Annotated in this window: 11 protein-coding genes; 3 read left to right on the forward strand and 8 right to left on the reverse strand. The window is 69.6% G+C overall.

Going from position 1 to position 10,712, the window contains the following annotated elements:
* The first annotated feature begins 226 nt into the window (after positions 1 to 226).
* Positions 227 to 2,065 carry a dihydroxy-acid dehydratase gene (gene ilvD / locus ACVOK1_RS18970; RefSeq protein WP_481562933.1) on the forward strand — a complete coding sequence of 613 codons (1,839 nt, stop codon included), beginning with the start codon at positions 227 to 229 and terminating at the stop codon, positions 2,063 to 2,065.
* Positions 2,066 to 2,120: 55 nt separating this feature from the next.
* Here ilvD and ACVOK1_RS18975 read toward each other — a convergent pair whose 3' ends face one another.
* The 4 genes from ACVOK1_RS18975 to aroE all read right to left on the reverse strand — a co-directional run bounded on the left by ACVOK1_RS18975 (position 2,121) and on the right by aroE (position 6,240).
* Positions 2,121 to 2,411 carry a hypothetical protein gene (locus ACVOK1_RS18975; RefSeq protein ID WP_481562934.1) on the reverse strand — a complete coding sequence of 97 codons (291 nt, stop codon included), beginning with the start codon at positions 2,409 to 2,411 and terminating at the stop codon, positions 2,121 to 2,123.
* A 155-nt stretch (positions 2,412 to 2,566) separates the two neighbouring features.
* Entirely contained in the window at positions 2,567 to 4,669 is a 2,103-nt protein-coding gene (dinG, locus tag ACVOK1_RS18980) for an ATP-dependent DNA helicase DinG (RefSeq protein ID WP_481562935.1), read from the reverse strand.
* A 356-nt stretch (positions 4,670 to 5,025) separates the two neighbouring features.
* Entirely contained in the window at positions 5,026 to 5,391 is a 366-nt protein-coding gene (locus ACVOK1_RS18985; protein WP_108770391.1) for a hypothetical protein, read from the reverse strand.
* Positions 5,392 to 5,394: 3 nt separating this feature from the next.
* Positions 5,395 to 6,240: a shikimate dehydrogenase gene (gene aroE / locus ACVOK1_RS18990; RefSeq protein ID WP_108770392.1), complete on the reverse strand. Its 846-nt coding sequence runs from the start codon at positions 6,238 to 6,240 to the stop codon at positions 5,395 to 5,397.
* A gap of 48 nt (positions 6,241 to 6,288) precedes the next feature.
* Between aroE and ACVOK1_RS18995 the strand changes: the two genes are divergently transcribed.
* Entirely contained in the window at positions 6,289 to 7,152 is an 864-nt protein-coding gene (locus tag ACVOK1_RS18995) for a TolB family protein (protein ID WP_481562936.1), read from the forward strand.
* 82 nt (positions 7,153 to 7,234) lie between these two features.
* Here the strand turns inward: ACVOK1_RS18995 and ACVOK1_RS19000 are convergent, their stop codons facing one another.
* From ACVOK1_RS19000 to ACVOK1_RS19015, 4 genes are all read right to left on the reverse strand, one after another.
* Positions 7,235 to 7,504: a gas vesicle protein GvpG gene (locus ACVOK1_RS19000; protein WP_481562937.1), complete on the reverse strand. Its 270-nt coding sequence runs from the start codon at positions 7,502 to 7,504 to the stop codon at positions 7,235 to 7,237.
* 33 nt (positions 7,505 to 7,537) lie between these two features.
* Positions 7,538 to 8,527: a porphobilinogen synthase gene (hemB, locus tag ACVOK1_RS19005; RefSeq protein ID WP_108770395.1), complete on the reverse strand. Its 990-nt coding sequence runs from the start codon at positions 8,525 to 8,527 to the stop codon at positions 7,538 to 7,540.
* A 19-nt stretch (positions 8,528 to 8,546) separates the two neighbouring features.
* The gene (locus ACVOK1_RS19010; RefSeq protein WP_164075316.1) at positions 8,547 to 9,464 is read right to left on the reverse strand and encodes a bestrophin family protein; all 918 of its coding nucleotides are present in this window, start codon (positions 9,462 to 9,464) and stop codon (positions 8,547 to 8,549) included.
* A gap of 151 nt (positions 9,465 to 9,615) precedes the next feature.
* Positions 9,616 to 9,864 (reverse strand): hypothetical protein, encoded by a 249-nt coding sequence (locus ACVOK1_RS19015; protein ID WP_108770397.1) that lies wholly within the window; start codon positions 9,862 to 9,864, stop codon positions 9,616 to 9,618.
* 183 nt (positions 9,865 to 10,047) lie between these two features.
* Between ACVOK1_RS19015 and ACVOK1_RS19020 the strand changes: the two genes are divergently transcribed.
* Positions 10,048 to 10,506 carry a hypothetical protein gene (locus ACVOK1_RS19020; RefSeq protein WP_108770398.1) on the forward strand — a complete coding sequence of 153 codons (459 nt, stop codon included), beginning with the start codon at positions 10,048 to 10,050 and terminating at the stop codon, positions 10,504 to 10,506.
* Positions 10,507 to 10,712: the final 206 nt, after the last annotated feature.

The raw sequence follows: 10,712 nt of genomic DNA on the forward strand, positions 1-10,712 counted from the left end.
GCGCCATGGATGGCGCGACCGAGGCTACATGGACGTACTTGCGCCGTCCCCTGCCACCGGACCCACCCCGCCATCCCACGGATACCCCGCTTTTGACGTTGACGTTGCTTCGGCAGGTGCAGGGCGCAGCCCTGCCCAACCCCAACCGGTGGTTGCAGCAGCAACCGAAAAAATTGTCCATGATCAAGCGACCCCCACGTTGTACGGCCCGCCCGTTCCGCCAGCCATGCCTGAATACCGCTCCCGCACCTCCACCGCCGGCCGCAACATGGCCGGCGCCCGCGCCCTGTGGCGCGCCACCGGCATGAAGGACGGCGACTTCCACAAGCCGATCATCGCCATCGCCAACTCCTTCACCCAGTTCGTGCCCGGCCACGTGCACCTGAAGGACCTCGGCCAACTGGTCGCGCGCGAGATCGAGAAGGTCGGCGGCGTCGCCAAGGAATTCAACACGATCGCGGTCGACGACGGCATCGCCATGGGCCACGACGGCATGCTGTATTCGCTGCCCAGCCGCGAGATCATCGCCGACTCGGTCGAGTACATGGTCAACGCGCACTGCGCCGACGCGCTGGTGTGCATTTCCAACTGCGACAAGATCACCCCCGGCATGCTGATGGCCGCACTGCGCCTCAACATCCCGGTGGTGTTCGTCTCCGGCGGCCCGATGGAGGCCGGCAAGACCAAGCTGTCCGAGCACAAGCTGGACCTGGTCGATGCGATGGTCATCGCCGCCGACGAAAGCGCCAGCGATGAAAAGGTGGCCGAATTCGAGCGCAGCGCCTGCCCCACCTGCGGTTCCTGCTCGGGCATGTTCACCGCCAACTCGATGAACTGCCTGACCGAAGCGCTGGGCCTGTCGCTGCCCGGCAACGGCTCGACCCTGGCTACCCACGCCGACCGCGAGCAACTGTTCCTGCGCGCCGGCCGCCTGATCGTCGAACTGTGCCACCGCTGGTACGGCGGCGAAGAAGCAAGCGCGCTGCCGCGTGGCATCGCCACCCAGGCCGCGTTCGCCAACGCGATGACCCTGGACATCGCCATGGGCGGTTCCACCAACACCATCCTGCACCTGCTGGCCGCCGCGCAGGAAGCCGAAGTGGACTTTGACCTGACCCACATCGATGCGCTGTCGCGGCGCGTGCCGCAGCTGTGCAAGGTGGCGCCGAACACGCCCAAGTACCACATGGAAGACGTGCACCGCGCGGGCGGCGTGTACGGCATCCTCGGCGAACTGGCGCGTGGCGGCCTGCTGGATACCACCGTACCGACCGTGCACAGCCGCACCCTGGCCGAGGCCATCGAGCGCTGGGACGTGGCGGTCAGCGACGAATCCAGCGTGCACGACTTCTTCCGTGCCGGCCCGGCGGGCATTCCCACCCAGGTGGCTTTCAGCCAGGCCACGCGCTGGCCCACGCTGGACGTGGACCGCGCCGAAGGCTGCATCCGCAGCGTCGAGCATGCCTACTCGGCCGAAGGCGGCCTGGCTGTGCTGCGCGGCAACCTGGCCGTCGATGGCTGCGTGGTGAAGACCGCCGGCGTGGACGAGTCCATCCACGTATTCGAAGGCAGCGCGCGCGTGTTCGAGAGCCAGGACGCGGCCGTGGCCGGCATCCTCGCCGACAAAGTGCAGCCGGGCGACGTGGTGGTCATCCGCTACGAAGGCCCAAAGGGCGGCCCGGGCATGCAGGAAATGCTCTACCCCACCAGCTACCTGAAATCGAAGGGGCTGGGCAAGCAGTGCGCGCTGCTGACCGACGGGCGTTTCTCCGGCGGCACCTCGGGCCTGTCGATCGGCCACGTCTCGCCGGAAGCCGCCAGCGGCGGCACGATCGGCCTGGTGGAAGACGGTGACCGCATCCGCATCGACATCCCCGCCCGTCGCATCGACCTGCTGCTGGACGAGGCCACCCTGGCCCAGCGCCGCGCCGACGCCGACGCCCGTGGCTGGAAGCCGCGTGAAGCCCGCCCGCGCAAGGTCACCAGCGCACTGAAGGCCTACGCCCTGCTTGCGACCAGCGCCGACAAGGGCGCCGTCCGCAACACCGCCCTGCTCGGCGATTGAATCGCCGTGGGGTCGTATCGCTTTCGCAGAAAGGGCTCCGACCCCGGCACAGCATTCAGATCACGAACGACTCGCCATCCAGGCGGCACGCCCCTGCCGAAATGTGGATCGCACCGCCGGACTGCAGCTCAAACACCACGCGGATGAGTCCTTCGGCGCGATCTTCGCTGGCCGTCACGTCGTTGATCGATGCACTCGGTCCCCAGGGTTCGCTCCTGTCCAGCATCACGTGCTCCACCGCATCGAACTGCATACGGCGCTCGGATTGAGTTGAATCGCGCAGGACGAGTTCAAACGTCGCGGCGATCCAGTCACTGTGGGTCGCGATGATGGTCCAGTCGTGCATGTGGCTTCCCTCCGCGCGTGCAGTCGCGCCATGGTAGTCCTATCTTCAAGGTTGCCGGCCAGCGGCCGGCACTACCCGTGCTGGTTGGTTACGGTGCCATGCGTTCTGGGGTCAGAGCCCTTCCTGCGGAAGGGATCCGACCCCACCGGCGCGGCTCAGCCGATCACGCGCTTGAACGGCGGCAGCGCGTCGATGATGCGCTTGCCGTAGCGGCGGGTCAGCAGCCGCGAATCGAGGATGACCACGCGACCGGTGTCCTTGGACGTGCGGATCAGTCGGCCGGCGAACTGGGTGAGCGTGCGCAGCGCGTGCGGGATGGCGATCAGGTTGAAGGCATTCATGCCGCGCGCTTCCACCCATTCGCTCAGCGTGGCGGTCTGCGGGTCGGTCGGCACCGCGAACGGCACCTGGGTGATGACCACCGTGGTGCAGGCTTCGCCGGGCAGGTCCAGACCTTCGCCGAAGGAATTCAGGCCGAACAGCACCGAGCCTTCGCCGGCGGCAACGCGGCGCAGGTGTTCGTCGATCAGCCGGGTCTTGGACATGTCGCCCTGCACCAGCACCTGCTTGCGGCGTGCGGCCGACATCAGGCCGGCCACCTTCTCCATCTTCCAGCGCGAGGTGAACAGCACCATCGAGCCCTTGGCCCAGTCCAGTTCCTGGTCGAGGTAGCGCGCCACTTCGCGCGGATGACCTTCGCGATCATCGGGCGTGACCGGGAACTTCGGGATGATCAATTCGGCCTGGTTGGGAAGGTCGAACGGCGATGCCAGCGAGACCATCTCCGCTTCCGGCGGGATGCCGTTATCGATGGCCAGCGACTGGAAATCACCGCCGCCGGTCAACGTGGCCGAGGTCATCACCACCGAATCCACTTCATCCCACAGCAGCTTGCGCAGCACGTGCGCGGCCGACACCGGCGAGCCGTGCAGCACCAGATCGCCGTCGCGGGTGGCAGTGACCCAGCGCGCGGTGGGCGGTGCGCCGTCCTTGTCCTCGCGGCGCCAGGCCTGCCACAGGTTGTACTGCTGCTCGATCATTTCCAGCGCCATGCCGAGGTTGCGCTGCAGACGCTCGCGTGCAGCGTCGTCCGGCTTGCCCTTGGCCACCTGTGCCGTGGCGGCGTGGGCCCAGTTGTAGAGGCTGCGGGTATCGTCGGCCAGCGCTTCGATCGGCTCGCGCCAGGCCTCGGGCAGGCGCCCGTTGGCAGCGCGCCACATCGGGTCTTCATCGGCCGGCGCAGGCATCCACACCGCTTCCACGTGATCGCGGAAGGCGCGCAGCTGCTTGGCCACGTTGCTGGCCACGTCGATGGCCTCGTTCGGCAGCAGGTTGCCCAGGCGGTCCTTGTCGACCGCGCGGTAGGCACCGGCAATCAGGATCTGCAGGCGGCCGGTGCGCTTGGCCATCTCGTCCAGGGCCAGGCTGGCCGCACCCTGGTCGATGGCCACGTTGCCGATGTGGTGGCCTTCGTCCAGCACCAGCAGCATGTCCGACGGCGCGGCGATCATCGGCTGGCCGTTGTCGCTGTCACCAATGGACAGCGCCGACAGCAGCAGCGCGTGGTTGGTCACCACGATCTGCGCATCGCGCACGGTGTTGCGTGAGCGCAGCACCGCGCACTGCGCCGAATACGCGCAGCGGCGCCCGGCACAGGCCGAGGCGGGCGTGGTGATGCGGCTGCGCAGGCCGGGGCTGATGGTTTCCGGCGCGTTGTCGATGTCACCGTCCCACGTGCCGCTGGTGAAGGCATCGGAGAGGCGCTTGGCGATGTCCATTTCGATGGGCGCCAGCGGCCGGTCGTACAGCGGCGCTTCGTCCTCGAACATGCCGCCCTGCGCGCCCTCGCCCTGCGCTTCGGCAGCATTGCGCGTGCACAGGTAGCGGGTGCGGCCCTTGGCCAGGGCCACGGTCGCTTCCAGGCCGGTGGCCTTGAGGAAATTGGGAATATCGCGCTCGACCAGCTGCGACTGCAGGGCCACGGTGCCGGTGCTGATGACCAGCTTCTTCTTGCTGGCCAGGGCGATCGGCACGCCCGCGGTCAGGTAGCCCAGACTCTTGCCGACGCCGGTCGGTGCCTCGACCACGCCGACGCCGCCACTGGTGGACAGCGCACGCGACACCACGCCGATCATCTGGCTCTGCGAGCGGCGGGTGGAGAAGCCGGGGGTGTTGGCCTGCAGCGTCGTGTACGCCTTGCGGATCGCGTCCTTCAAGGCGTCATCGAGCTTGCGCGGGGCGGCGACGGTTTCGGTCACGCCGGGAACTACCGTGGCTGGATCAGGCCGGCCATTGTCGCATGGCCGGCCACTTGGACCGAGGCGCGGGCGCTGAACAGGGTCAGCGGCGTCGGGGCTTGGCTTTCATGGGCCGGATGGCCTCACCAGGCAGGGGCAGATGCGGCGTTGCCAGCCCATCCACGGTAGCGGGCGGGGGCGCGCCGCGGGCGGGGGGGGCGCCCCCGCGGCGCTGCCGAGGGCCCCCGCGCCCACCCCGCGGCGCGCCGGCGACCCCGGGCGGCCGCCCGGGGCCCCGCCCCCCCCCCGCGGCGCCCCGGCGCCCCCGGCCCGGGGGCCCGCCCCCCCCCCCCCCCCCCCGGCCCCCCCCCCCCCCGCTACCGGCCTGCGGCAGGCGGCAGCGGCGGCCGCTGGCGCAGCACGCGCACCAGCGCCCAGATCACCAGCACGATGCCGAAGGCGCTCAGCAGCGACAGCACGAACTGCACGCCGCCCAGCACCGCGCTCATCGCCGAGATGGCGGTGAAATCGCCGCTGCTGACCATCCACAGCGGCACCACGTTGGCAACCACGCCACCAAGGTTCGCCACCAGCAGCAGCACCAGGCCCGCCAGCGCACCGCTGCGGGCCGCATCACGCGGCGCGCCTACCACCCAGACCAGGCCGACGCACAGCGCGATCAGCACCGGCAGGCGCACGCCGATCATGCTCAGCACGCTCAGCAGCAGCGAGGAGCTGTCCATGGCTCAGTCCTGGCCGGCAAACGCGCCGGCACCGGCACGCAGCTGCTGGTAGACCTCGTCGGTCTGCGGGCGCACGCCATGCCACTGCAGGAAGCTCTCGGCGGCCTGCTCGACCAGCATGCCCAGGCCATCGACGGTATTGCGGCAGTTGGCCGCGCGCGCCCAGGCCAGGAAGGCGATGGCGGCCTCGCCATAGTTCAGGTCCACCGCGGTGGTCATCGAATTGACCAGCGACAGCGGCAGCTTGAACTCCACGTCGCGGTCGCGGCCGGCCGAGGTGGCGTTGAGGATCAGTTCGAAATCGCCCAGGTCGCGCAGGTCTTCCCAGTAGCGGCTGAGCGCGCGGCCCGGCTCACCCATGGCGTCGATCAGTTCGTCGGCGCGTTCCGGCGTGCGGTTGACCACCACCAGCTCGGTGATGCCGGCATCGAGCAGCGCCGGGGCGACGCTGCGTGCCGAACCACCGGCGCCGATCAGCAGCACACGGCGGCCGCGCAGGTCCAGGCCATGGCGGTCGGTCAGGTCACGCACCAGGCCGATGCCATCGGTGGTGTCGCCGTGCCAGCGGTCGCCCTTGCGCAGCAGGGTGTTGACCGAGCCGGCGCGGCGCGCGCGTGCGGTCAGCGTAGTGCACGCCGAGAACGCGGCTTCCTTGTGCGGCGAGGTGACGTTGGCGCCGACACCGCCTTCGGCGGCGAAGGCGTCCAGCCCGGCCAGGAAGGCGTCCGGGGCCAGGTCGATCGCGCGGTAGTCGATGCTGATGCCTTCCTGGCGACCGAACGTCGCGTGGATCAGCGGCGACTTCGAGTGGGCAACGGGGTGTCCGAAGACGGCGTAACGATCGGTCATGGAATCCTCAAGCTGGCTAGACTGGTGCACTTTCGTGCAAGGACCCGGATGATGCGCATCACCCCGACCCTGCTGGTGCTTGCCGCCAGTCTACTCTCTGCCCCCGTGGCGATGGCGTTGAACGAGTACGGCATCGAGGGCATGGGCGTGGTCTCCACCCGCGCCGACGAGGGCCGGGCGACGATCAGTGCCGACGGCCAGCGCATCGTCTTCGCCCGCCGTGGCGAGGCAGGCTGGGGGCTGTGGCAGGCACGGGTGGTGGACGGCCGCTGGCAGCAGGCCCAGGCCCTGCCGGTGGACGTGGCCGGCGAGGCGCTGGACCCTTATTTCAGCCGCGATGGCCACTGGCTGCTGTTCGCCGCCGGCCGCGAGGGGAAATGGGCGCTGTACCGCGCAGCGGTGGCCGCCGATGGCAGCGTGGGCCGGCCGCAGGCGCTGGCCGGCAAGGACGGCAGCCGTGCCGAGCGTGGCGCGGCCCTCAGCGCCGATGGCCGCCGGCTGCTGTTCGCGCGCGACCAGGGCCGTGGCGCGGGCTGGGATCTGTTCGTGGCGCCGCTGGATGCGCAGGGCGTGCGCGGCGCCGCCGTGGCGTTGGTCGCCCTCAATACGTCTGCTGACGAGACCGACGGCGACTGGCTGGGCAATGATGGCGCGGTGGTGTTCAGCCGTGGCAACGGCGAGGCGTCGCAGGTGATGAGCAGCGCCTGCGTCTGGACCGGCGCCACGCTGCAGCCGCTGGGGCTGTCGTTCAACCAGACCGGCGGCTGGACCGGCGCGCCGGTGGTCGACAACGCGAAGCCCGGCGAGATGATGGTGGCCAGCAGTGCGGCCAGGGCGCCGCGTGCCGGTGGCGTGGATGTGTACCGGTTGGCGGTGCCGAAGGTGGCGGCCGTGGCCGGGTGCGTGCGGTAGATCCACGCCGGGCGTGGATGGCACCCGTGATGGGGTCAGAGCCCTTTCCTGCGGAAAGGGATCCGACCCCGGGCATTGACGCTCAGCGCGCCAACACCTGGGCGCGCTGCTTTTCGTAATCGATCTCGCTCAGCTGGCCGTTGTCCTTGCGGCGGTTCAGCGCGGCCAGTTCGGCCTGCACGCTTTCCGGCAGGGCCAGCTCACGGGCCACGTGGGCGGCGGCGGAGAGCTGCTCCGGCGGGCGCCGGCTGGCACGCCAGGCCGCCACGAACACGCCGACGATGATGGCGCCGAACACCAGCGTGCCGGTGCCCCAGATCAGCCATTGCATCCATCCCATTTCCGGTCCCATCGCGTGTTCCTCCGTCCGTCGTGAGCGCTATTGTCAGCGCTCGCGCAGCCAACGCGCCACCTGCGGCGCGAAATAGGTCAGTACGCCATCGGCGCCGGCACGCTTGAAGCCCAGCAGCGATTCCAGCACGCAGGCGCGTTCGTCCAGCCAGCCGTTGGCGAAGGCGGCCTTCATCATCGCGTACTCGCCACTGACCTGGTACGCGAAGGTCGGCACGCCGAACTTCTCCTTCACCCGGCGCACCAGGTCCAGGTAGGGCATGCCCGGCTTGACCATCACCATGTCCGCGCCCTCTTCCAGGTCCAGCGCGATCTCGCGCAGGGCCTCGTCGCCGTTGGCCGGGTCCATCTGGTAGGTCTTCTTGTCGGCTTTGCCGAGGCTGCCGGCGCTGCCCACGGCATCCCGGAACGGGCCGTAGAACGCCGAGGCGTACTTGGCCGAGTAGGCCATGATGCGCACGTTGAGGTGGTGGTCGGCATCCAGCGCACGGCGGATCGCGCCGATGCGGCCGTCCATCATGTCCGAGGGCGAAATGATGTCGGCGCCGGCTTCGGCATGCGACAGCGACTGCTTGACCAGCGCTTCAACAGTGATGTCGTTGAGCACATAGCCCTTGTCGTCGATGATCCCGTCCTGGCCGTGCGTGGTGTACGGGTCCAGGGCCACGTCGGTCATCACCCCCAGTTCCGGGAAGCGCGTCTTCAGCGCACGGATCGCGCGCTGCGCCAGGCCGTCCTCGGCCCACGCCGCCGACGCATCCAGCGACTTCTGCGAGCTGTCGATCACCGGGAACAGGTCGATCACCGGGATGCCCAGTTCCAGCGCCTCTTCGGCCACCTTCAGCAGCTCCTCGATCGACAGCCGCTCCACGCCGGGCATCGACGGAACGGCGGTGCGGCCGGCCAGCTCGTGCACGAACACCGGGTAGATCAGGTCGTCGGTGGTCAGCGTGTTTTCGCGCATCAGGCGGCGCGAGAACTCGTCATGGCGCATGCGCCGCGGGCGGTAATGGGGATGAGGCATGGCAGGCTCCGAGGAGTGGCTATTGCAACAGGTAGCCCTGCGGCAGCAGGGGTTCGGGCAGGGGGCGTTCGCCGAGCGCGTCGAGCTGGTCGATCTCGATGGTGCGCACCATGGCGTCCAGTGGCAGGTCGTTCGGCTCCAGGCCGAAGGGCTCTTCCATCTCCTCGCCCAGCTGGTCCAGGCCGAAGAAGGCGTAGGCCAGCACCGCCGACAGCACCGGCGTGCCCCAGCCCAGCGAGCTGGCCAGGCCGAACGGCAGCAGCACGCAGAACATCCACGCGCAGCGGTGCAGCAGCAGGGTGTAGGCGAACGGCAGCGGCGTGCTGAGGATGCGCTCGCAGCCGGCCTGGATGGAGGACATCGCGTGCAGGCGGTCTTCCAGCTGGGTGTAGAGGATCGGCTCCAGCTCGCCGCTGCGCAGCGCCTGGGCCAGCTCGGCGGCGATCATCGACAGCAGCGCGTCGGGCACGTTCTCGCGCTCGGCCAGCTGCTCGCGCTGCGGCTTGTCCAGCCACGGCAGCGCCACCAGGGCGACGATGCGCCCGCGCAGGCGTGCGGCCAGGGCATGGGCGAAGGCGGTGGTGAGGTAGGCGATGCGGCGGCGGCGGCCGCTGTCGTCGGCCAGCAGCAGGTGCACCTGGCGCGCCAGCGAACGCGATTCGTAGATCAGCTGGCCCCACAGCTTGCGGCCTTCCCACCAGCGGTCGTAGCAGGCGCTGTTGCGGAAGCTGAGGAAGATCGACAGGACCAGGCCGAGCAGGGTGAACGGGGTGACCGAGACACGCTCGATGCCGATTGGCGGGGCCAGTTCCACCACCGCCGCCACGGCGATGGACAGCACCAGGATGGCCAGCACCTTGGGCGCGATGGCCGGCACGATGGAACCGCGCAGGATGTACAGCAGTTGCCAGCCGTGGGGACGGGAACGAATGATCATGGGGTCAGCCGCGCCGGGCGCGGTTTCACAGGCACGCGGGGGGCTCGCGCAGCCCGGCATTGTACTCCCTGCCCGGCGCCGGGCCGTGGGGCTGCGACGCCCGGTCGCACCCATGGGCGCGACTCGGAGCAGGTCGCTCAGAGCAGGCCGCTCAGATCACCCCGCCGCCCAGGCTCAGGCGGACGATGCCGACCAGCACCACGATGCCGTTCAGGACCAGCCCGGTCTTGGCGCGGCCGCGCTTGCTGGGGTGGGTGAAGAGGATGCCCAGCGCGGCGATGACCGCGCCCACCGCCGCGAACGGGATCAGGAACCAGTTGCCCCAGCCCAGCAGCGGGATCAGGGCCAGGATCATCCACAGCAGCGCCACGATGCCCCACAACAGACTGATCACACCCATGCCCAGCTCCCCTCAGATCGGTTCCTTCCCCAACAGTAGCCTGTCCCGTGGCTGTCGCCTACCGCCGTTGGCGACACGCTCACCCGCCCCGTGCCAGCATGCGGCCATGCCCCGGGCGAAGGTGTTGGCGCCGATTCAGAGTCCCCGGCCGATGATCCGAACTGTCCTACAGGGGTAAACGCCATGAACATCCGTTGGCTCGCTTTGACCGCCATGCTGCTGGCCGCTGCCGGTTGCGCCAGCACCTCCAAGGTGATGCTGGGCCGCGCGCGTGCGCCGATCGACCCGGCGCAGGTGCAGATCTATTCCACCCCGCCGGCCGGTTCGCTGGAAATCGCCCAGCTGGAATCGTCCTCGGCGGTGGGGTTTGGTACCCAGGGCCAGACCGATGCGGCCGTGGCACGACTCAAGCGCGAAGCCGCAGCGCTGGGCGCCAACGGTGTGATCCTGATGGGCGTAGGCAGCAGCGGCTCCCCGGTGGGCATGTCGGTGGGCGCCGGCAGCTACGGCTCGCACGTGGGCGGCGGCGTCGGCATCGGTATTCCGACCACGCAGAAGCGCGCGGCCGGTGTCGCGATCTGGGTGCCGAACCCGGAAGCCCCGGCGCGCTTGCCGACGCAGACGATTACCCCGCAGCGCTGATCAGTAGATCCACGCCATGCGTGGATGGGCCTTCCCGGTAATCCCCGGGGTCAGAGCCCTTTCCCTGCGGAAAGGGATCCGACCCCTGCATCGGTAGCGCCGGGGGGGGGGCCCCGCGCGGTGTTAACCGAGCCCGCGCCCGGCCGGCGCGCGGGCCCCGCCCGCCGGGACGAGACCCCAGAGCCGCACCGCACCCGAACCCAATC

It is taken from the genome of Stenotrophomonas sp. STEN087 (assembly GCF_056759115.1).